Consider the following 22,006-nt stretch of genomic DNA (forward strand, 5'->3'; position numbering starts at 1 on the left):
AACCGGGCGTGTACCACCACGACCCGGCCAAACTTTCCACCCAATGCGTCGTACCACCGACCCAAAGCGTGATTTATCAAACAGTGATCAAACTATAAGACAATCAAAATTATGCAAAATTCAATACCTAACAAGCCTTTAAACTGGCAAAAGATTATGCAAATCGGATTGCTACAATGGATATTGGCGATAATACTTGCGGGCGCAGGCTATGCAAAAAGTACCTCGGCCCAGTCGATTCTAAGTAAAGATTTGACATTACAGCTCGACAACGTCACACTCAAAGAAGTGCTGGAACAGATACAGGAAAAGGCAAACACAAAATTTGTATACAGCAGCCGGATAACCCTGAAAGAAAAAGTATCCCTGGATATCAAAAACCAAAAACTATCCAAAGTTCTGGATCAGCTTTTGGTCCCACGTGGCATCAACTATAAGGTGATCAACGACCAGATCGTACTGGCCCGATTGAAACAAGTCAAAGCAGCGTCCAGCGTGATTGCACCGGACGCATCCATGGCTTCAACGCTGAGCCCTCTCGAGTACAGATTAAGAGGAACCGTCATTGCATCCGATGGACTGGGTTCGCTACCAGGTGTAAGTGTCGTGTTAAAAGGCACATCGCAGGGAACCACAACCGACAGTAAAGGAAGTTTTGAACTGGATATTCCAAAAGAAGAATCGGTGCTGGTTTTCAGTTTTGTAGGATACATTTCGCAGGAAATTGTGGTAGGCAACCGGACCTCGCTGCAGGTGACACTTGTAGCCGATAATAAGGCTCTTGAGGAACTCGTGGTGGTAGGTTATGGTACTCAAAAGAAGGTTAATCTCACCGGCGCGGTAAGCCAGGTACAGGCCAAAGACCTGGAAAACAGGCCACTGAATAACATGTCTCAGATCCTGCAGGGAATGGTGCCCAACCTGAATATTACATTTGGTACAGGCCAGCCCGGGCAGGGCGGAAACCTCAACGTCCGCGGAGAGACATCCATCAATGGAGGTGGTCCGCTGGTACTTATCGATGGTATCCCCGGAGACATCAACCGTATTAATCCGAATGACGTAGAAAGTGTATCTGTATTGAAAGATGCCGCTGCTTCGGCCATATATGGCGCACGTGGTGCCTTCGGCGTAATATTGGTTACGACCAAAACGGCAAAAAGCGGAAAGACTACAGTTTCATACAGTAACAATTTTGGCTGGTCAAAACCTACGGTGAATACCAACTTCATGACCAACGGCTATGATCACACGAGGATCAACGACGAAGCTTTCAGGAGAGCCACCGGTAACACTTACACACGCTATTCAGAAGAAGATTACAAAGAGCTGGAAGCCCGTCGCTATGACAAAACGGAAAACCCGGCCCGGCCCTGGACCGTGGTAAAAAATGTAAATGGAAAAGACATTTACAATTACTACGGAAATTATGACTGGTGGAACACGCTGTTCAACATGACCGAACCATCCCGCCAGCATAATCTGAATCTCTCAGGAGGCACGGATAAGATCAACTATTATTTGTCCGGTGCAGTGTATGAAAAAGAGGGAATCATGCGGATCAACACCGACAAATTCACTTCATACAGCCTTAGAAGCAAGATCAACGCCCAGCTTACACCCTGGCTGAAAGTGAGCAACAACACCCAGTACTTCGACTCGAAATACAAATACCCGGGATTGGAGGGTGGTGCGAATGCCAACTTCGTAGCGATCACGGTGCACGCCATGCCCGCTTATGCGCCGCGCAATCCCGATGGGACGGCAACTTACAATACACTTAAAAACAACTATTCAATCGGAGACGGACTTTTCGCAAACCTGCTGAAAGGTGTTGCCGGTGGCGAGAAAAAAGTCCACGAGCTCACGACGATCAACTCCGTTACCATCGACTTCACCAAAACCTGGAATCTGGTTGCAAACCACTCCTATTCGTTTTACATCGCCGATGACTGGTACCGCTCCGCAGTAGCGCAATACTCCATCCAACCCGGAATACTCACTACGGTTCCTAACTACAACACAGACCAATTAAAAAAGACGTTATGGTTCGACCCCAGTAATGTGGTCAATGTGTTTTCTTCTTTCAATCATACCATTGGAAAGCACTACCTGGGTGCCACAGCAGGTATCAACTCCGAGTCTAAAAAACATGAGCGGCTGTATGGTGCACGTAAAAACCTGCTTTCCGAAAGTCTTAACGATCTGAACCTGGGTACGGGTGAACAGCTTTCTGGTGGCGACTCTTACCAGTACGCGTTGTTTGGCGCATTTTTCCGCGTGAATTACGACTACCTGGGCAAATACCTTTTCGAAGTAAACGGCCGCTATGATGGTACCTCCCGGTTTGGAGAAGGCAAACGTTACGGATTCTTTCCTTCCGTGTCGGCAGGATGGCGTATCAGTGAAGAGAACTTTTTTGAACCGGTTCGCGGGGTTGTCAACAACCTTAAGATCAGGGCATCATACGGAACACTGGGTAATCAGCTGCCTTCCAACAACAACTCTGCAAGTTATTATCCATACCTGCCGCTGATGCCAACCGCACAGTCGAGCTGGATCAACAATGGTCAGAAAATATATTATGTTAACAGTCCGAATCCTATTTCTCCGTTCCTGACATGGGAAAAAGCCACCACGTCTAACCTGGGACTGGATGCAGATCTCTTGAAAAACAGGCTTAATCTTTCATTGGATGCCTACATCCGAAACACAACGGACATGCTGGTACCCGGACAGGTGGTGCCGGCTACATACGGCGCCGGCGTGCCAACCGAAAATGCGGGTGATCTGCAGACGCGTGGGTTCGAACTGGCCATTGCATGGAGAGACCAGTTCAAACTGGCAGGTAAGGCGTTTTCGTACAATGCTTCGTTCGTCCTGTCTGATTCCAAGTCAAAAATCACTAAATATTCGAACCCGAACAAAATACTCTCCAATTACTATGTCGGACAGACCATCGGGGAAATGTGGGGCTATTCAATGGACGGTTATTTCAAAACCAACGAAGAAGCTCAGGCATATAAGGTAGATCAGGCGCTGGTAAACAAGCAACGTTTGAGCGCACCAGGCGACTGGAGTAAACTTCAGGCGGGTGACATCAAGTTTATTGACACGGATGGCAACGGCAAAATCGATCAGGGAGCCAACACCCTTGCAAACCATGGCGACTTGAAAATTATTGGCAACAACAGAGCACGGTTCCGGTACGGTCTGAATCTGGGAGCATCCTGGAACGGCTTCGACCTTTCGGCACTTGCACAGGGCATCATGCGCAAAAACTGGTACCCCGGCGCAAACGCTGACAAATTCTGGGGCCCGTACTCCCGTCCCTATTACTCCTTTATTCCGGAAGACTTTGAAAAAGATATCTGGACACCCGAAAATCAGGATGCGTATTTCCCTGTGCTAAGAGGTTACACCGCTTTGAACGGCGGGGGTGATTTGAATGCGCCAAATGACAGGTACATTCAGAATGTGGGCTATTTGCGCCTAAAAAATATAGTCGTAGGCTACACCTTACCGGAGCAACTTACCAAGAAAATACGGGTTCCAAGAGCCAGGATTTATGTAAGCGGAGAGAATTTGCTGACTTACACGCCGCTAAGATCCAAGTATATCGACCCGGAACAATTTGACGGAGATGCTACGAACGGGAGGACATATCCATTGTCCAAAACAATTTCAGCCGGCCTGAACCTGACATTCTAATCCGATTTGTTCTAAAAAACAAAAAGACATTCATATGAAAAAGTACATATTCACCTTACTGACGGCCATTTCCCTGATCTCCTGTGATCTTAACAGACTACCGTTGGACGCCATTGCGCCGGAAACATTTTTCAATACTGAAAATGATCTACTGCTTTATACAAACTCATTCTACAATATGCTTCCCTCTGCCGAAGATATATACAATGAGGATGTTGATAATGTTGTCAAAAATAGCCTCCGTGATGAGCTGCAAGGCACCCGGATCATACCGACCAGCGGTGGCGGATGGAGCTGGGGATCACTGCGCAATATCAATTACTTTCTGGACAATTCAGGAAAATGCCCCGATCCGAAGGCAGTGGCCAAATACAATGGTATGGCGAGGTTTTTCCGGGCATATTTCTACTTCGGCATGGTGAAACGTTTCGGAGATGTTCCCTGGTATTCCCATGCTATTGAAATAAACGATCAGCAAATGCTGACCAAAGCACGTGATCCCCGTGTGATGGTAATGGATTCGGTGCTGGCGGACCTGGACTACGCTATTGCAAACCTGGACGCCTCCCGGCAGGTAAGTGTGATCACCAAATGGACTGCTCTGGCACTCAAATCCCGGATCGGTCTTTATGAAGGAACTTTCCGGAAATACCATCCGGAGTTCAACCTGGCCGGCTCGGACAAATTCCTGGATGCCAGTATCTCGGCAGGTGAAGCGCTGCTGAAAAGCGGCTACACCATCTACAAATCGACCCCTTCCACCGCTTATCAAAAGCTCTTTGCATCGGACAATGCCATCATGGATGAAGTAATTCTTTCTCGGGATTTCAGTGATGAATTACAGGTATACCACAACCTGAACTATTATACCATGACGGCCTCATACGGTAAGCCTGGGCTGGAAAAGAAGTTGGTAAACAGTTATCTCATGGCCGACGGCTCGCGCTTTACCGACCTAAAAGGGTATGAAACGATGCAGTTTTACGACGAAGTTCAAAACCGTGATCCCAGACTAACCCAAACGATTCGGACACCCGGCTACACCCGCATCGGCGAAACCACCCCGCTGGTACAGGAGTTCGGAGCTACGGTCACAGGTTATCAGCTGATCAAATTTGTGTCGGCTCCCAAGTGGGATACCTTCAACAAGGATATCACAGACATGCCGATTTTCAGATATGCAGAAGTACTGCTCAATCTGGCCGAAGCAAAAGCTGAAAAGGGAACATTAACGCAGACGGATCTGGATGCAACCATCAAGTTGATTCGTGATCGTGTGGGGATGCCAAACATCAACCTGACCTCCGCCAACACCTCACCCGACCCATATCTTGCCAAACAATACACAAAGGTATCAGGCAGCAATGCCGGTGTGATCCTGGAAATACGTCGCGAAAGGCGAATCGAACTGGTGATGGAGAACTTCTTTCGCTGGGATGATATCGTTCGCTGGAAGGAAGGTCTGCTGCTGACCCAACCCTACAAAGGAATGTATTTCCCTGGTCCCGGTAGTTATGATTTCGATAAAAACGGCAAAATTGATCTGGTCATTTATGAAGGAACCAAACCCGTAGTAGAAGGTGCACAGCTCTTGAAACTGGGCAGTGAGATTTTGCTGGAAAACGGCAACAAAGGCGGAAATATTGTAGTGAATGGCCACATCAACAAGAAATGGGACGAAACCAAAGACTACCTTTATCCTATTCCCACACAGGAGCTCTTGTTGAACACCAACCTGACACAGAATCCTAGCTGGAAATAATTGGTTCGAAACCGTGTCGAACACAGAGTAACCAGTTCACTGTGTCAAAATTGTGAATTGGTTACCTTTTCAATAAAAGTAACTATTCCTAAATCCTTAAAACTATGCTTTCAGACAGACGGGCTTTCCTTGAAAAAATGTCTCAGGTGGGCGCACTTACCCTGCTCCCTCTTTCCACCACACTGGCAAATGACCAAGCATTGCCAGCCGTAGATGAAAAAAACCATTTTGTAGTGGGCCCCTATCTGCAGAATCTCGGCACCAATGATGTGACTGTGATGTGGATCACGCATAAAAATTGCTTCAGCTGGGTAGAATATGGGGCCGGTACCTATACCAGCAAAAGAGAATTCGGCTACAACAATGGTTTGATCGAAGCCAATAACCGGATCAACAAGATCACCATCAGCAATCTGAATCCCGGCACGGATCACAAATATCGGATTGTGTCCACAGAGATATTGGGCTACAAAGGATCAAAAGTTGAGTTTGGCGAAACCATCACGAGTCCTATGTATGGCTTTAAGACCCCCGGAGGGAACGATGAAGAGTTCAAAATGGTGGTTTTCAACGACATCCACGACCGTCCGCAGATCATCCCCCAATTACTCTATCGGCATGGCTACTCAGGTAATAAGCGTGATTACGATTTTGTGGTTTTCAATGGTGACTGTTTCGACTGGGTTACAGAAGAAGCACAAATGGTAGACCACCTGATCAAACCCTCCGTTGACATTTTTGCCTCAGAATTTCCATTCATCTTAACGCAAGGCAATCATGAATGTCGGGGTAGCTTTTCCAGACATATTCCAAAATATTTCGCCTACCCCAACGACAAATACTACTATTCATTCCGACGTGGCCCCGTACATTTCCTTGTGCTGGATTCGGGTGAAGACAAAACGGACGACAGCGTTGAATACGGCGGTCTTTCTGCATTTGACCGATATCGGGAAGAACAGAAGAAGTGGCTTGAAAAAGAAATTGAGACAGAGGCTTTCAAAAAAGCGCCTTTCCGGGTTTTACTGATACATATTTCGCCCTGGCACTCCGGCGACTGGCACGGAACCATGCACTGCCGGGAAGTATTTGGACCTTTATTGAACAGGGCCAGAATCGACCTTCAGCTTTCCGGTCATACCCACCGGTATGCGACACATGACCCCGACGCTACACACAACTTTCCCATCATGATCGGAGGCGGGCCGCTGGAAGGGAAACGAACGCTTATCAAGCTCCACGCAACGGCCAAGGAACTTAACCTGAAAATGATCCGTGATGATGGCGAACTGGTTGGCAAATACACGATTCCTAAAAAAGGGAAGTAAATCGGTATTAAATACACCTTCTGCTTAGAACTTGAACCAAAATTTATCTTCATGAAAAAAGTATTATTCAGTTTTATTTTCCTGTTTTTACTAACGGGACTTTCCTTTGCTCAAAAAAACAACCCCATCAATATTGCCTCTTACAACCTTCGCTATGCCAATAAAGGAGACGGGATCAACGCCTGGTCAAACAGAAAAGAAAATGTGAAGGCACTGATCCGATTTCACGACTTCGATATCTTTGGTGTACAGGAAGCGCTTATAGGTCAATTGAAGGAGGTGGCAGAATTGCCCGAATACGCATTCTATGGGAAAGGTCGCGACGACGGTCTTGAAGGAGGTGAACACTCCGCTATTTTTTACAAAAAAGATCGTTTCAAACTTATTAAATCAGGCGATTTCTGGTTGAGCGAAACGCCCGAAAAGCCTGGCAAGGGCTGGGACGCCACCTGCTGCAACCGGATATGCTCCTGGGGTAAATTTCAGGATCTGACTACAAAAAAAGAATTTTTCTTCTTTAACGTACATTTTGATCACCAGGGTGTGGAAGCACGCAAGCAGTCCGGGTTTCTGATGGTCAAAAAGATGAAAGAGATTGCTGGAAAAGCCACAACCATCCTCACCGGAGATTTCAATTCCCTTCCTGAAACCCAGCAGATCAAAACCATTCAAACATTATTAGGCGATGCTCATGAAGTGACAAAGCAGCCTCCTTACGGGCCGGAGGGAACGTTCAACAGCTTTAAATTTGATGCACCTTTGGACAAGAGGATTGATTACATTTTTGTGAGTAAAAACATAGAGGTATTGAAATACGGCGTGCTCACCGACGCCAAAGAGCAACGGTACCCGTCAGACCATCAGCCTGTTTTGATCAAGGCAACAATTAAATAATGAACCTACGGGGTGAGGCTTTGGGTCGCAACGTCGAATTCAGTATGGAAGGACCTTATTCAGCGGCTCAAGCCAGTGCTTTATTAAAGCTACAAATCCGCTTCATTTTATGAACAAGAAAACCACAAAATAAGAAATGAGATACAGTTTAAACATAAAAGTATACTTTTGTGCTTTGTTTAATACAAAAGATCATTAATCACCATAACAATTAATAAACCATAGCAATGGAAAAATTCAGTAAAATAAAGCAATTGATCACGGATGCAGAAGCAGATTTTTCAGCATTTTACGACAAAGGAAATAAGGCAGCAGGCACAAGAGTTCGCAACGTAATGCAGGAACTTAAAGTGCTGGCACAGGAAGTAAGACAAGAAGTAACAGAAAAGAAGAGCGAAGCAAAATAAGCTGGCCTCACAAAACTCCTGATCAGAAACGGTCAGGAGTTTTTTTGTCCGAACTTCAATGGTTTTCTAAGTCTCCATACTTGATCATCATCTATTCAGCCCCTTATGAGACACCTGCTGTTTTTGCCACTTTTTTTGCTTTTTACAAATAGCAAAGCATGTGTCTGCCTCCCTGTCAACTTCGCCGACAAATATGCTCATTCCGATTTTGTAGCACGTGCCACAATCGTCAAAAACTATGAAAACAAAGGAGCCGAATCTTTTTACAAATCTGATATTGCAATCAGTGAGGTCTACAAAGGCGAAAAGACCACATCCATTTTTATCGAGGGCAGTAGTGACGGCATCAAGAGAACCTCATGCGACTTGTTTTTCCCTGAAAAAACGGAGCTGATTATTTACGCAAACAAAAGATCCCCGGGCGTATACATTTTTAATTCCTGTTCTGGCTACTTAATACTGAAGGGGAAGTACGCCAGTGAAAAAAGAGAACTGGATATGCTGGGCGTACTGAAAAACCAAGGCATCAGCTTTACCACCAAAATTTGGTTTTCGGAGAGGTTTGATTTTGAAGAAGAACTCCGACGAACTAATCACTTTAGAGGAATTCATCTCGACAAAGAGTACGCCCTTTATGAGATTACCTTTTCCAGTGACGTGAAAATAAAATCCATTGCCATTATAAGTGGGTTTGGAAAAGAAATGGACGAAAGGCTTGTCGCTATTCTGAAAAAGTCGGAATGGAATAGCATGATTCCCAGTTCTGATTCTCCGCTGGATACACGAAGTAAAGTGCCAGACAATAGTAAATACCTGGTCGGATTTTACTTTTATCCATCGGAACAGGCCCATCCAAGCTTCGTAAGCGAGTACGACCTGTGACACCATTTTATTTGGCCTCGAGCAAACATCCCAACCTCAATGGCAGGATCAGAAAAGAACCTCCGCATTTGTGAAAACGGCCACAGCTATTACAAAACAAGCTTGTGCCCGGTGTGTCCGATATGTGCCAATGAAGAAAAACCCGATGAAGGTTTCTTGTCTCTGCTGGGTGCTCCGGCCAGAAGAGCACTTCAAAACGAACAGATTACCACCCTGCAGGCGCTTTCCATGTATAGCGAAAAAGAAATATTATCGCTTCATGGCATGGGGCCAGGATCAATACCCCGACTCCGAAGCGCGCTGGAAGAAAGGGGAATGTGTTTCAAAAAGAGCTAACTGCAACATGTAGCCATAGTAAACCTACAGGAATACTTACTTTATGATGCATAGCTACATCAAATCCCGAATACAATGACCATCAAATTATTTGGATATTCTTTTCTACTGATTACCTCCCTTTTTCCATGCCTGAACACATTTGCACAAGAAAAGTCCAGTCTGGATAATCAAAAAATAGATGGTTATAAAGGCATCTGGTTCACACTTGGGCAGTTTTCCGAGTATGGTGATAAGTATTCAGGCGGACTGGGCACCTACACGGCAAAACACATTCCGCTTGCGATTTATGCCCCCAAAGTGAATAAGACATTTTTCGTATACGGCGGAACAAAATCCGAAAAGGATCGCTACCTGCTTTGCATGATTGGCAGCTATGACCATACCAAAAATCTGGTTTCGAAACCCACAGTCGTAAATGACAAGCAGGGAGTCGACGACCCCCACGACAACCCAGCCATTGCCATGGATGATGACGGGTACATCTGGGTATTTGTAAGTGGCAGAAATACGAGCCGTCCGGGTTTCAAATACAGGAGCGGCAAACCCTACGACATTGATTCTTTTGAGCCAATCACGGAAGAGATCATGACCTATCCACAACCCAAATATATTCCCGGAAAAGGCTTCCTGCATTTATTTACCAAATATACCGGCGTGAGAGAGTTGTACTTTGAAACCAGCCCCGACGGTGTTACCTGGACCGAGGACAAAAAACTGGCCGGCATCAAACGCCCTGCCGATAAAAACAGCGGGCATTACCAGATCAGCGGACAGAGAGGCGAAAAGATCGTTTTCTTTTTCAACTGGCATCCGAATGGCAACGTCGATTTACGTACCAATATTTATTACTTGCAAACCACCGACTTCGGCAAAACATGGACCGACGTGCAGGGTAATTCTATCGAAATACCTGTAACCGATGTTGCCTCGCCTACGCTGGTAAAAGAATATTTTAGTCAGGGGCAGAATGTGTATATCAAGGATGTGAACTTTGATGAAAATGGAAATCCTGTGGCGCTTTACCTCTCAGGTCCGGGTCATCAGCCTGGCCCTAAAAATGGCCCAAGACAATGGTCTGTAATTCACTGGACTGGAACTGAATGGAAAAATTACCCCATCACTACATCGGACCACAATTATGACACAGGGAGCCTATTTGTCAAAGGCAAGGAATGGACAGTCGTTGCTCCAACCGAAAACAGTCCCCAAAAATGGGGAGCAGGCGGCGAGGTGGTAATGTGGAAAAGCACCAACAAAGGTTTAAGCTGGACCAAGGCTAAACAAATCACCCAGGGGAGCCCCCGCAATCACAATTACATCCGCAAAGTAGTGGATGGAAAAGATCCGTTTTACTATTTCTGGGCAGATGGGAATCCTGATAAACTCAGTCCTTCCCTTATGTATTATGGCAACAGTAAAGGGGAGGTATGGCAATTACCCTACATGATGGACAAAGATTGGGATACGCCAAAAAAACTAAGGTAACGCTACTTATTTATACTTAATATTGAAGCGGATGTGTTCTCGATAACTGCCGGGATTGTAGCGACTACATGAAAAGCAGGATCTGTTGAGCAGGGAGAGCTGGAGTATTTCATCATAGAGCATGGATCGCGTTCGTTGCAGGATGGCCAGAAATGATCAGGCTCAGCGTATTGAAAAGTGCATAAAAGTGGTAAATTGATTGCCGAACAAAACACGCTCAATGAAGGCTCCGAGAACTTTCCCCACGCCAGTAAGCATTCTGATGATTGTCATCGTGCTGGCGGCTTTCAGTACATGGTTGTTGCCTGCGGGGCAGTACAACAAGTTGTCGGCCACGGATGGCAGATCCTTCACCATGACCACTCCGAATGGTGATATTGACCTTCCATTTAAACAAAAGATCCTTGATAGCCTGAAAATCAAAATACCTATTCAAAAGTTTATAAACGGCGACATCAGAAAACCGATATCGGTACCCGGAACATTTCAAAAGCAGGCGAGCAATCCACAGGGTATTCTTGAGATTATTCAGGCTCCGATCAATGGAATTATTGAGAGTGTAGAGATTATACTTTTTGTGCTCATAACAGGTGGATTTGTATATGTATTCAATGAAACAGGCGCTCTGGTAAAAGGCATCGCCGCGCTCTCCCATTCCATGAAAGGAAGTGAATCAATGCTGATCGTCATCCTGTCTGTCATTTTTTCCTTTCTGGGCGCTTCCTATGGCATGGCAGAAGAATCACTGGTCTTTTATCCTTTGTTGGTACCGCTGTTTCTGGCCGCCGGGTATGACCTGATCGTCCCTTTGGGGATCATTTTCGGAGGCACAACGCTTGGTGGTATTGCAGCATTCTCCAATCCGTTTTCCACCATCATTGCCTCCAACGCCGCCGGAATCAACTGGATGGACGGCCTTTATGAAAGGCTGGTATTACTTATCATCATCACAGTTATTTTCTGTATATACCTGGTGCGTTATGCCACCAGGGTTAAAAAGAACCCATCCGAGTCTATAGTTTATAAAATTGATGGTGACGTAAAACAGCCCTATGAAATCGACCTGGACATTCATGCCCTAACGACAGCGCTGGATACAAAAACCAAACTTCTGCTAATGGTTTATCTGGTCACCTTCCTCGTCATGATAGGTGGAGTGATCGCGCTGGATTGGTGGACGCTGGAAATGACCTCCGTTTTTCTGTGCTCATCCATCCTGGTAGGAGTCATTACCCGGATGAGCGAGAAAACTTTTGTTCAGGAATTCATAAAAGGTGCTGAAAGCCTGCTATCTGTTGCCTTTGTGATAGGCATCGCCCGAGGCGTCACCATTGTGCTCAACGATGGTCATATCAGTGATTCCATCCTGTTCTACACTTCGGGTATTGTGCAGGGGTTGCCGCCGGCCTTGTTTATATTACTCCTCATGGTATTCTATTTTCTATTTTCCTTATTCATCAGCTCCTCTTCCGGTATGGCAGTACTTACGATGCCCATTATCGGCGCGCTAGCCATCATTGTGAATATTCCGGGCAGAGAAATCGTCAATTCCTATATGTACGGTATGCAGATCATGCAATTTGTGGCCCCCACAGGCCTGATACTGCCCTCGCTGGCTTTGGTCAATGTAAGTCTGAAAGCATGGCTTAAATTTATCAATCCCTTACTGGCGATTCTTTTTTTGCTGTGCGCGGCTTCGCTGGTGATCGGAATTCATTTTTAGGTGAGTACACCAGAAGAGAAGACGTGTGGGTATGGTAGCTAATTCAGCAGATATTAAAAAAAAGGTTAATCAATTTAACCATTCAGCAATTGAACGCGCTGTTTAGAACATGGCCAAATTTCAACCTTAAGAACCTTCACTTTCTCAGTTTCACCGCCCTATCCAGCATATCCGTTGCCTGCAATATCTTGTTCCTTAGAAAAAACGGATAGTCAGGATTGTTCTTCAAAAAATCACGGACAATTACCGCAGCCTCCTGCGAAGAATGGCCTGCAAATGTATGATGTGTCCAGCGAGTGGGGAAAAAAATATCACCGGTCAATTGTATTTCCTGAAGCATTTCAAGAGAAGGCCTCAGATATTTCAAGGCGGTTTTTTGTCGAAGCGGGTGGTGCAGGTAAGTCAGCGCATCCAGTACCCATGCTTCCTTTTCGCGATTTTCCTCTTTTTTCAATGTTTCAAAAAATGCATCCCTGTCCAGCTCCTGCTCACTCAAAGCCGGAATCACAAATTGCATTCTCGCTTTGCGGTCTGCATTTTTGGTCTCGTTCAACTGTTTCATCAGGACAGCCTTGCCATCTGTTCCCTTCAGGGCCAGTTCATAGGCAAGGCTTATTCTATCCTCCTCTGATAACACAAGGTCTTTAACCACCAAAGTGCCGTCCCACAAGGATTGTAATTTATTCAGCCCATCTTTTGAGAGAGCGATCCCGCGAAATGCTTTAAAATAGGATGTCTTGATGCCCTTATCCGTGGTTTTTTCCATCAAACCCCACAGCAGACTTTCCAGGGTGTGCTGGGCATGTAACCGATCCTTAGCCGTAATAAATGCCCACCAGATGCTCTGTAAATTACCCAGCAGGTAATCGATTACCAGTGGATTAGGTTCTAATGGCAGAATTTTTAAAATATTCGTTAAGTAAGTCAGGGGTGCAGGGCCATCTCCTCTCACAAACCCTTCCCACTGATTGACGGCCATCGCTCCCCTGAATACAGGATTTGTAGCAACAGAATCACCCTGGCGATTGTAGTTCCTGATCAGATAATTAGTACTGGCACTATCCATGTTAAAATAACCATAGGCAGTTCCATCCGCGTTGGGAAACACGTATTGAGGGGACCTGGCACGAACTCTTTTGGCTTGAGCATCTGTTAACTGGATCGTGTCGTTCTCGTAATGATCATGATCCAGCCACATTACACCCAGTGCCTGTTGCCAGATCCTACCCGATACCGAATCTTTTTTCTGTTGAACCTGAATCGCATCGGAGCGCGCTATTTGGTACTCTGGCATGTTGGGTGTTTTTACCCAAACCTGACTCCATCCGGCAATATCCAGTGGAGATCGCTTGTCAATAATCGCAATCAGATCATCCCATCTTGCATTTCCGAAAGCATGTTTTTTTAGATAATCCCTCAGACTCTCCTGCATCTGCTTCGCTCCGATTTTCCGTTCCAACTGCCGCATGACGATAGGCGCCTTCTGATAAATGATGGCGCCATACATTGTGCCGGCGTTTTTCAGGTTGCCCAGATCCTGAAGAATCGGGTTGGTACCCGAACTTCTGTCCACCTCATAGGCTGCAGGATAGTGTGCCAGCAAAAATCGGAGGTTATGATTGACTTCCGGGAAACTGGGATGCACAATCTTGGCAGCCATAAAATTGGCAAAAACCTCCTTCAACCATACGTCGTTGAACCAGTCCATCGTAACGAGGTCGCCAAACCACATGTGTGCAGACTCATGCGCGATCACACTGGCTCTGGCCATTCTTTTATTCACGGAGGCATTTTCGTCTAAAAACAAGGCGGGTTCATTGTAGAAAATGGATCCGGGATGCTCCATGCCACCGTACTGAAAGGCAGGCAACAAAACAAAATCAAACTTACCAAAAGGATAAGGGATTGACGTGTAACTTTCCAGCCACTTTAATGATTTGGCATGCAGGGAAAAGATTTCATCGCGATTCTTATTCACCTTTGAAGTGTCGGTTTCGCGATAGTACATGTTCATCTCTCTGCCATCCATTGATTTCGTGGCTTTAAAAAATTTGCCCGCAGCGAAAGCGAACAGGTAAGAGCTTATCGGTTTGGTTTTTGAAAAAAAATACAGGTTCTTTCCTCCCTCCGATCTCTTTTCTTGCAAAGACCCGTTTGAAACCGCCTCCCAGCTGGCTGGCGTTTTCAATACAAGTGAGAAAGTGGCTTTAAGATTGGGCTGATCAAATAGCGGAAAACAGGTTGATGCCCGGTCAGGGACAAAAAGGGTGTAGAGAAAATCTTCACTCCGATTCAACGACCTATCACCGGCAACAAATCCCATTTCAAGTGAATTCTTCCCAATTTTTAGCGCACCGGCATCTATGATAATATGCTCATCAGCAAACACATAGTCTATTTTCTTCCCTTCTGCTCGGACCGATAAGATGCTTGAAGCGTCGGTATTGAAATCAAGAACAAGCGGATCCGCAATCGTCATCAACTCAAAGGATATGACCACATTTCCACGAATTGCCTCCGATTTTTCTGCCGGAATATCCAGTTCAATGTTATAGTGGATATTTTTTATTGCCTGCTTACGCTGCTGATTCAGCTCAAACGAAACACCCTTTTCGGGAAGCATTGGCGACTTATTGTTACAGCCCGTAAGCACCATGAACATCCACATGACTAAAATATAAGCAAGCTTCATAAACAATCCTGACTAAATATATGATTATACCGTCCATCGGCCCGGCACGAGTCTAATGAAACTGCCGCGCGGCGGACCGCAAAGAGCTGTTGGCCGCTGGCAATTAACTATTAGGGTTCTCCTTAGAAGAGAATAATGGAAAATTCTATTCTTGTGAAGGGTAAACTAAAAAATCATATTTCATGGCTGAACTCACCTCGAGCGACCACTACCAAAATAATTGCAGAACCAAAAATATAAAACATTCGCATAAACGGAAACCGGCCGCTTTTCTCAATTCTCTTTCAACAGAATCACCTGGGTTCGCTGTTTGTTGTTATCGCCCGGATTATCATCGCTCACAATAACCAACTGCCGCTTTCCATCTTTACGTTTCCACCAAGACATGGCTTCCACATTATCCGGAGTAAACTTAAGGCCACTATTAAAATTAAAAGCAGGTTCCGCAGCCTTTTTAAGATGATAGCCATCCACGGTTACTTCCCACAATTTGGCCTTTATTTTTTTAGATCCTTTGGCACCATTATCGTAGCATCTTTCCAGGACAAGGAGCTGTGATTCATTCACAGAAAGTATCTCCGAAATCCCGCCGCGCGTTTCGGAGGTACCATAAGGACATCCACTGCGATCGATCACATAGGAAAACTGACCTGCCGGTGCATATCCTGAAAACGTCTTTTTGAATTTCAAAAAATGGATGGTGTCCTGCCCTATTTCTGTTTCACCGGCCCAGCCCGCTTCGGGGGCGACCCAAACATTTCCCGCTGGTGTAATGGCGATGCCCTCTATCCCTTTATTGTCGGCGGGTAGTTTCAAAGGTGCAACCAGGTAATCGGGCTCGGCCTGCCTGGGTGGAAATGATGGAAAGGAGGCCACATAGGTGGTGGTATGCGTGTTGGTCCAGGAGGGCAAGTAGTCGTTTTCGACCGCGAAGAAAAATCGTCCTGTGACAGGATCAATTCTTACGGACTCAAACCAATAGGTGGTCAACTTGGGCACGAGGGTCTTCTGCATCAAAGCAAAATCCCGTATGGTCTTCACACTGTCAAATACGAAATAACCTCCTCTGTCAGATGCCCAGTGCCATTGATCGCTGGAAGCCACATAATCTATACCTGAAATTCCATGAAGCTGTCCGGTTGGTTTGGCCGGAAGAAATGTGCTATCGGAGAATGAAAATTGCAGATTTTGACCATTTGCCATGCTGAACCAAAACAAAACCATCAAAAACCAAAGTGCATTTTTCATTCAACAGGGACTTGATAAAGTGAAAGCATGAGCAAAAATAGTACGGTTTTATAAAGAATTACCATCAAGGGCCATTTTAAAACGAACTGGAACTTGTAGAAAACCAATTGTAAATCATACCGTATTTTAAAGGCTAAACAAAAACCTATAACTTGTGGCTTCTCTTAGAGGATGATCAATTTTAGTACATGAATACAATTTTCAGAACCATTCTGCTTCTCCTTTTACCTGGCTCAACAGCACTCCTGGCGCAAAAACTCACCACGCTCTCTGTTGAAAAAATAATGCGTGAACCAAGAATATGGCTAGGCACATCGCCTTCCAACATCACATGGAGCGACGACTCTCAAACCATCTATTTTGACTGGAATCCAGACAAAAATCTTTCTGATTCACTTTATAGTTATCGGCTCGCGGATCAGAAAATAAGCAAAGTTTTGCAGACCGAACGCAAAACACTGCCTTTGGGAAAAACCGGTTTCAACCGCAGCCGAACCAGCCGTGTCTGTGTCAAAGATGGCGACATTTTTCTGATCGACTGTCAGGATTTCAGGATTAAGCAGCTGACCAGTACCGTCGATACCGAAAGCAACCCTGCGTTTAGTGTGGATGAAAAAAGTGTTTTTTTTGAAAGGGGTAACAACATTTACAGCATGTCGAGGGAAACCGGCCTGCTTACTCAATGGACTGACTTTAAGTCCGGCTCAAAAAAAACGGAGCCGAAGCTGAGCGACGAAGAACTGTATTTGAAAGCGGAACAGCTCGCCCTGTTTAAGGTTTTAAAAGAACGAAAAGAAAAAAAAGAAGCAGGGAAGAAGATAGCCGAGACTGAAAAGCCAGAACATCCAAAAGAAATTTACACCGGTGATAAGCAAGTCAGCAACCGAAAAATTAGTCCGGATGGCCGATTTGTCACCTATATTCTTGGCCAGGCAGGGAAAAACGCCAAATCCACTACGGTACCCAGCTATGTTACAGAAACGGGCTACACCGAAAATTTGCCCGCGCGAACAAAAGTCGGCTCGCCGGCAACTACCTACGAATTTTGGGTTTACGATATAGCAAAGGACACAACCCGAAAATTGAATACGAAAACAATTCCCGGCCTGAAAGACAAACCCGATTATCTGAAAGATTATCCCGGTAAGGACTCCATCTGGAATAAAAAGGAACGTGAGGTAAACGTATCCGGGCCATATTGGTCCGAAAACAGCCAAAATGCCGTGGTAGTGATCCGGTCAGCCGACAACAAGGACCGCTGGATCATGAAATTAGACCCTGATTCTGTATCTCTGAAATTGCTGGATCGTCAACGCGACGAGGCGTGGATCGGAGGACCGGGGATTAGCGGCGGAGAAGAAATTAACTGGATCGACGACCAGACGATCTATTTTCAGAGTGAAGCTTCCGGCTACTCACATTTGTACTCCATGAATCTGGTGACCGGTCAAAAGACACAGCTGACAAGTGGAAAATTTGAAATACAAAAGGTATTTTTATCCAAAGACAAAAAATCATTTTACCTGACAACCAATGAAGTACACCCCGGCGAGCAGCACTTTTACAAAATGGCTGCAACAGGAGGAGAACGGACACGCATTACGAAGGCAACCGGTGCTCACGAAGTAATTCTTTCACCTGACGAAACCAGGCTGGCAATCCGGTATTCGAATAGCAATAATCCCTGGGAGTTATTTGTCATGGACAACACCCCTGGAAGCACCCCGAAGCAAATTACCAGATCCACATCCGAAGAGTTCCGCTCTTATCCCTGGCGGGAAGCAAAGGTGGTAACCATAAAGGCAACGGATGGGTCGGACATATATGCACGTGTGTATGAACCTAAAAAATCCAATGGCCGCGCGGTGATCTTCGTTCATGGAGCCGGCTACCTGCAGAACGCCCATAAATGGTGGAGCATTTATTTTAGAGAATACATGTTTCACAACCTCTTGACAGACAAGGGCTACACGGTACTCGACATGGATTACCGCGCCAGTTCCGGGTATGGGCGGGACTGGCGTACGGGAATCTACCGGCACATGGGCGGAAAGGACCTTACAGATAATACAGACGGAGCCAGATGGCTCATCAAAAACTATGGTATCAATCCTAAAAAAATAGGTATTTATGGCGGTTCCTACGGAGGCTTTATTACCCTGATGGCATTGTTTACCACACCCGACATCTTTTCCGCGGGTGCCGCGTTGCGCCCGGTAACGGACTGGGCGGCCTACAACCAACAGTACACATCCAATATTTTAAACGAACCCCAGGACGACAGCCTCTCCTATCGCAAAAGCTCGCCCATTTACCACGCGGAAGGCCTGAAAAACCATTTGCTTATCTGTCACGGCATGGTCGACGTCAACGTGCATTATCAGGATGTGGTACGGCTTTCACAAAGGCTGATTGAGCTGGGAAAGAATAATTGGGAACTTGCCTCCTACCCCATGGAGGATCACGGATTTGCAGAAGCGTCCTCCTGGACCGATGAATATAAACGGATTTTGAGGCTATTTGAGGAAAAACTCAAATGAAGCTATTGCAGGGAAAATCGGCAGCGTGCGCATTTTTCTGGTCAGTTGGCATTAGGCTGCTTTATTTACGTAAATACCTCCTTCTCAGAGAATTGCAACTAGCCAATATCATCTCGTTTCCAGAAATCTGTATGTCCCAGATAAGGCAATTACCACAGTTTATGGATGCACAGTCCGGATTGGACGCAAGCGGTGACGTGGGTTTTATTTCATAAAATGCACCATTTATGGTCAGTGATTTGGGTGCACAGCAGGCCGGTAAACCTTTATGATTGAGTATAACTCCGTCATTTCTAAAGATAACGTCATAGGTAGAGTCCTGCTTCACGGAAGCCCACAACGACTGCCCCACGAAACCCTGTTCTTCTGCAACCAGCCTCCATTGCCCCACAATGGTTTCCACTGAGGTCGAAAAGGGGAAACCTTCATCGCCGCTTTTGCAGGAAATCATCGAGAAAACAACAATCAAAATGTATAATAAACTTTTCACGTCCGGTTTTGTATTTGTCTTAAAAGCTAACTTTGCTCTCCTAATAGACGCAGTGTTGCCTCAAATAGTTGGAAGGAGAACTTAATATTTAAAAAAAATTAATAATGATGGACCCTGTCGTAACCCTTTTTCTGATACCAACACCCGTTGCCGAAGGAACAGAAAACAAAGTACTTAACCAACAGATCAGGGACGCCGTCTCACATCTCGACATATTCTTTGTCGAAAACATAAGAACAGCAAGGCGCTTTATCAGCAGTCTGAAACTGGGAAAGGTGATCGATAACATCACCTTTATAGAATTGCATAAAGATACGCCTGAATCCGACACCCGCGAACAAATAAAAGTTTTGACAAAAGATGCCGGTATACTCTCTGAGGCGGGCTGCCCCGGAGTGGCCGACCCGGGAGCAGTAGCCGTAAAATATGCGCATCAGATGGGCCTAAATGTTGTGCCCTTGGTAGGCCCTTCCTCCATACTCCTTGCGCTAATGGGATCAGGCATGAGCGGACAGTCCTTCGCATTCCACGGATATTTACCCATTGACAAATCGGAGCGACGGAAATCGATACAACAACTGGAAAAAGATGCGCATCAAAAAAGACAGACACAGATCTTTATGGAGACTCCTTTTCGCAACAATCAATTAATGGAAAGCATCCTTGAAGCGTGCCATCCGGAAAGCACCTTATGTGTGGCGGCAGGGGTGACAGCCCCCAACCAGTTTATAAAAACCCGGACTATCAAGAACTGGAAAAAAGATTGTCCCAATCTTCACAAAATCCCGACAGTTTTCATCCTCGGCTAAATCTCACCTAAAATATATTCTGACAATCAACTACTTAGCACAAAACAATATTTAAACAAAACCGTTAGTTCCAACCATTGCGTTCCAAAACGTTTCAATGACTGATGTTAGATGCGTGTTGTTTTAAAATTTACCAAACAGTTTTTGTGCTATGAAAAATTACAGAATGTGGGGAATGCTTGCAATGGCCGTAGCCATGGCAGGGTGTGACATGACCAGTAATGAGAACCCCAATCCGGTTCAGGTGGGAGAATTTACTTTTGAGGAAACAGACGGAGGATGGACGGGTGGCCTGGCCGAATACAGCAAGGAAATCGACAGTAGTTCGATAGAATTCAGTTTCAGAAGATCTGCGTTGCCGAGTGCCATAGATACAACAAGACACGGTTTGCGGATCCAAAGCCACAACCGCAGCGACGATATGTTTATGTTCCTGAAAAGAAAAGTAAGTGGGTTACAGTCCGAACAAACATACAAAGTTTATTTTGAGATCGACCTGGGGACATCCTATCCTGAAAGCAGTGTCGGTATCGGAGGTTCACCGGGCAGCTCGGTGTACCTGAAAGCGGGTGCCTCGGGCACAGAACCTGCCCGCGTTTTGGACGGTTCATTCTACAAATTCAATCTGGACAAAGGTAATCAGTCCGAAGGAGGTAAAGAACTTACCGTTCTCGGAAACGTTGCGAATGGTTTAACGGAGTTTAAATACAAACTGATCCAGCGGGATAATCTGACCAAGCCGGTTGAAGCCAAAACAGATGCAGAAGGCAATCTCTGGCTATGTGTTGGTACCGATTCCGGGTTTGAGGGCCTTACCGTTTTGTATTACGACAGGATCAGGGTAACACTGGTGCCGGTATTAAGCAATTAGAGAATCCACCTCAAAGCAGCGTTGTGTGACAGGTCATGCAACGCTGTTGTTATTTGTACCCGATCAAGAGCGATTTCTAAACTATATTTGCAGAATAAATATCATCCCCGGTAAATGAACGTATTAAAACTTACTGCCCTGTTCGGATTAGCGCTATGTTTTTGGGCCTGTAACAATGAGAACTTCAGTATTTCTGCAAAAAAAACGGTAATATTCGATTTTGAAAGCAGTGAGGATGCCGGTTGGACTGGCGGTGTCGCGGAATATGCTCCACTTACACCACCCGATAGCATCAAACTCAGTATCCAGAGAGATACCCTTCCCACCGGACTGGATACCACAAAACATGCTTTGCATGTTTACAGCCGAAATATTGGCACAAGCCAGTTCACGTATATCAAAAAGCAGGTTGGCGGACTCACACCAGGGAATACATACAGTGTGATTCTGGAGATTGATCTCGCCACAAATTATCCTCAAAACACGCCGGCAGGCATGTCGGTTCTGTTAAAAGCGGGAGCTTCTCTGGTTGAACCTGTAACCAGTACCGATCTTAAATTTAACCTTTCAAGAGGTGTTGGTGAATCCGATGGAACGCAAATGGTATCCATTGGAAATATTTCCAATGGAACCGCACGGTCGGGTTTTGTAATCGTAAACAAACAAAACTTTAGTAAGCCTGTGTCCGTTGTTTCTGATAAAAATGGTGCAATATGGCTCTGTGTAGGAATTGAGTCCGGTTACAAAGGGCCTACGAGCCTCTATTTTGATCGTATAAAAGCTACCATTTCGCAATAATATAGTGTTTCTATCGGCGTGAGAAAA

The 22,006-nt window shown here is 45.6% G+C and carries 16 protein-coding genes; 13 read left to right on the plus strand and 3 right to left on the minus strand.

The window, feature by feature from the left end:
* Positions 1-111: 111 nt before the first annotated feature.
* From DYADSP32_RS10530 to DYADSP32_RS10570, 9 genes are all read left to right on the plus strand, one after another.
* Positions 112-3,711 carry a TonB-dependent receptor gene (locus DYADSP32_RS10530; protein WP_149242772.1) on the plus strand — a complete coding sequence of 1,200 codons (3,600 nt, stop codon included), beginning with the start codon at positions 112-114 and terminating at the stop codon, positions 3,709-3,711.
* 34 nt (positions 3,712-3,745) lie between these two features.
* A complete protein-coding gene (locus DYADSP32_RS10535) occupies positions 3,746-5,473 on the plus strand; it encodes a RagB/SusD family nutrient uptake outer membrane protein (RefSeq protein ID WP_149242771.1) in 1,728 nt (575 codons plus the stop codon).
* A 104-nt stretch (positions 5,474-5,577) separates the two neighbouring features.
* Complete coding sequence (locus DYADSP32_RS10540; RefSeq protein ID WP_414617684.1) at positions 5,578-6,801, plus strand: metallophosphoesterase; 1,224 nt, start codon at positions 5,578-5,580, stop codon at positions 6,799-6,801.
* A gap of 51 nt (positions 6,802-6,852) precedes the next feature.
* Positions 6,853-7,695 carry an endonuclease/exonuclease/phosphatase family protein gene (locus DYADSP32_RS10545; RefSeq protein WP_149242770.1) on the plus strand — a complete coding sequence of 281 codons (843 nt, stop codon included), beginning with the start codon at positions 6,853-6,855 and terminating at the stop codon, positions 7,693-7,695.
* A gap of 227 nt (positions 7,696-7,922) precedes the next feature.
* Positions 7,923-8,102 carry a histone H1 gene (locus tag DYADSP32_RS10550; protein WP_149242769.1) on the plus strand — a complete coding sequence of 60 codons (180 nt, stop codon included), beginning with the start codon at positions 7,923-7,925 and terminating at the stop codon, positions 8,100-8,102.
* Positions 8,103-8,207: 105 nt separating this feature from the next.
* Positions 8,208-8,984: a hypothetical protein gene (locus DYADSP32_RS10555; protein ID WP_149242768.1), complete on the plus strand. Its 777-nt coding sequence runs from the start codon at positions 8,208-8,210 to the stop codon at positions 8,982-8,984.
* Between the two features lie 39 nt (positions 8,985-9,023).
* Positions 9,024-9,320, plus strand: a complete 297-nt coding sequence (locus DYADSP32_RS10560; RefSeq protein WP_149242767.1) for an RNA polymerase alpha subunit C-terminal domain-containing protein — start codon at positions 9,024-9,026, stop codon at positions 9,318-9,320.
* A 75-nt stretch (positions 9,321-9,395) separates the two neighbouring features.
* On the plus strand, positions 9,396-10,808 hold the full coding sequence (locus tag DYADSP32_RS10565) for a BNR-4 repeat-containing protein (RefSeq protein WP_149242766.1): 1,413 nt from the start codon (positions 9,396-9,398) through the stop codon (positions 10,806-10,808).
* A 220-nt stretch (positions 10,809-11,028) separates the two neighbouring features.
* On the plus strand, positions 11,029-12,531 hold the full coding sequence (locus tag DYADSP32_RS10570; protein ID WP_149242765.1) for a YfcC family protein: 1,503 nt from the start codon (positions 11,029-11,031) through the stop codon (positions 12,529-12,531).
* 136 nt (positions 12,532-12,667) lie between these two features.
* Here the strand turns inward: DYADSP32_RS10570 and DYADSP32_RS10575 are convergent, their stop codons facing one another.
* Both DYADSP32_RS10575 and DYADSP32_RS10580 read right to left on the minus strand, forming a co-directional pair.
* Positions 12,668-15,223 (minus strand): M1 family metallopeptidase, encoded by a 2,556-nt coding sequence (locus DYADSP32_RS10575; RefSeq protein WP_414617685.1) that lies wholly within the window; start codon positions 15,221-15,223, stop codon positions 12,668-12,670.
* A gap of 273 nt (positions 15,224-15,496) precedes the next feature.
* On the minus strand, positions 15,497-16,471 hold the full coding sequence (locus tag DYADSP32_RS10580; RefSeq protein WP_149242764.1) for an esterase-like activity of phytase family protein: 975 nt from the start codon (positions 16,469-16,471) through the stop codon (positions 15,497-15,499).
* Between the two features lie 188 nt (positions 16,472-16,659).
* Here DYADSP32_RS10580 and DYADSP32_RS10585 point away from each other — a divergent pair, with 188 nt between their 5' ends.
* Positions 16,660-19,011 carry an alpha/beta hydrolase family protein gene (locus tag DYADSP32_RS10585; protein WP_149242763.1) on the plus strand — a complete coding sequence of 784 codons (2,352 nt, stop codon included), beginning with the start codon at positions 16,660-16,662 and terminating at the stop codon, positions 19,009-19,011.
* A 61-nt stretch (positions 19,012-19,072) separates the two neighbouring features.
* Here the strand turns inward: DYADSP32_RS10585 and DYADSP32_RS10590 are convergent, their stop codons facing one another.
* Positions 19,073-19,501: a hypothetical protein gene (locus tag DYADSP32_RS10590; RefSeq protein WP_149242762.1), complete on the minus strand. Its 429-nt coding sequence runs from the start codon at positions 19,499-19,501 to the stop codon at positions 19,073-19,075.
* Positions 19,502-19,605: 104 nt separating this feature from the next.
* Here DYADSP32_RS10590 and DYADSP32_RS10595 point away from each other — a divergent pair, with 104 nt between their 5' ends.
* From DYADSP32_RS10595 to DYADSP32_RS10605, 3 genes are all read left to right on the plus strand, one after another.
* Positions 19,606-20,310, plus strand: a complete 705-nt coding sequence (locus DYADSP32_RS10595; RefSeq protein WP_149242761.1) for an SAM-dependent methyltransferase — start codon at positions 19,606-19,608, stop codon at positions 20,308-20,310.
* 151 nt (positions 20,311-20,461) lie between these two features.
* A complete protein-coding gene (locus DYADSP32_RS10600) occupies positions 20,462-21,181 on the plus strand; it encodes a hypothetical protein (RefSeq protein ID WP_149242760.1) in 720 nt (239 codons plus the stop codon).
* A 114-nt stretch (positions 21,182-21,295) separates the two neighbouring features.
* Complete coding sequence (locus tag DYADSP32_RS10605; protein ID WP_149242759.1) at positions 21,296-21,979, plus strand: hypothetical protein; 684 nt, start codon at positions 21,296-21,298, stop codon at positions 21,977-21,979.
* Positions 21,980-22,006 lie beyond the last annotated feature (27 nt).

It is taken from the genome of Dyadobacter sp. 32 (assembly GCF_902506755.1).
GTDB lineage: Bacteria > Bacteroidota > Bacteroidia > Cytophagales > Spirosomataceae > Dyadobacter.

What these genes read in the sequence shown, in the direction of transcription:
- DYADSP32_RS10530 (WP_149242772.1), top strand. Translation starts at nt 112, where the DNA reads ATGCAAAATTCAATACCTAACAAGCCTTTAAACTGGCAAAAGATTATG.
- DYADSP32_RS10535 (WP_149242771.1), top strand. Translation starts at nt 3,746, where the DNA reads ATGAAAAAGTACATATTCACCTTACTGACGGCCATTTCCCTGATCTCC.
- DYADSP32_RS10540 (WP_414617684.1), top strand. Translation starts at nt 5,578, where the DNA reads ATGCTTTCAGACAGACGGGCTTTCCTTGAAAAAATGTCTCAGGTGGGC.
- DYADSP32_RS10545 (WP_149242770.1), top strand. Translation starts at nt 6,853, where the DNA reads ATGAAAAAAGTATTATTCAGTTTTATTTTCCTGTTTTTACTAACGGGA.
- DYADSP32_RS10550 (WP_149242769.1), top strand. Translation starts at nt 7,923, where the DNA reads ATGGAAAAATTCAGTAAAATAAAGCAATTGATCACGGATGCAGAAGCA.
- DYADSP32_RS10555 (WP_149242768.1), top strand. Translation starts at nt 8,208, where the DNA reads ATGAGACACCTGCTGTTTTTGCCACTTTTTTTGCTTTTTACAAATAGC.
- DYADSP32_RS10560 (WP_149242767.1), top strand. Translation starts at nt 9,024, where the DNA reads ATGGCAGGATCAGAAAAGAACCTCCGCATTTGTGAAAACGGCCACAGC.
- DYADSP32_RS10565 (WP_149242766.1), top strand. Translation starts at nt 9,396, where the DNA reads ATGACCATCAAATTATTTGGATATTCTTTTCTACTGATTACCTCCCTT.
- DYADSP32_RS10570 (WP_149242765.1), top strand. Translation starts at nt 11,029, where the DNA reads ATGAAGGCTCCGAGAACTTTCCCCACGCCAGTAAGCATTCTGATGATT.
- DYADSP32_RS10575 (WP_414617685.1), bottom strand. Translation starts at nt 15,223, where the DNA reads ATGAAGCTTGCTTATATTTTAGTCATGTGGATGTTCATGGTGCTTACG.
- DYADSP32_RS10580 (WP_149242764.1), bottom strand. Translation starts at nt 16,471, where the DNA reads ATGAAAAATGCACTTTGGTTTTTGATGGTTTTGTTTTGGTTCAGCATG.
- DYADSP32_RS10585 (WP_149242763.1), top strand. Translation starts at nt 16,660, where the DNA reads ATGAATACAATTTTCAGAACCATTCTGCTTCTCCTTTTACCTGGCTCA.
- DYADSP32_RS10595 (WP_149242761.1), top strand. Translation starts at nt 19,606, where the DNA reads ATGATGGACCCTGTCGTAACCCTTTTTCTGATACCAACACCCGTTGCC.
- DYADSP32_RS10600 (WP_149242760.1), top strand. Translation starts at nt 20,462, where the DNA reads ATGAAAAATTACAGAATGTGGGGAATGCTTGCAATGGCCGTAGCCATG.
- DYADSP32_RS10605 (WP_149242759.1), top strand. Translation starts at nt 21,296, where the DNA reads ATGAACGTATTAAAACTTACTGCCCTGTTCGGATTAGCGCTATGTTTT.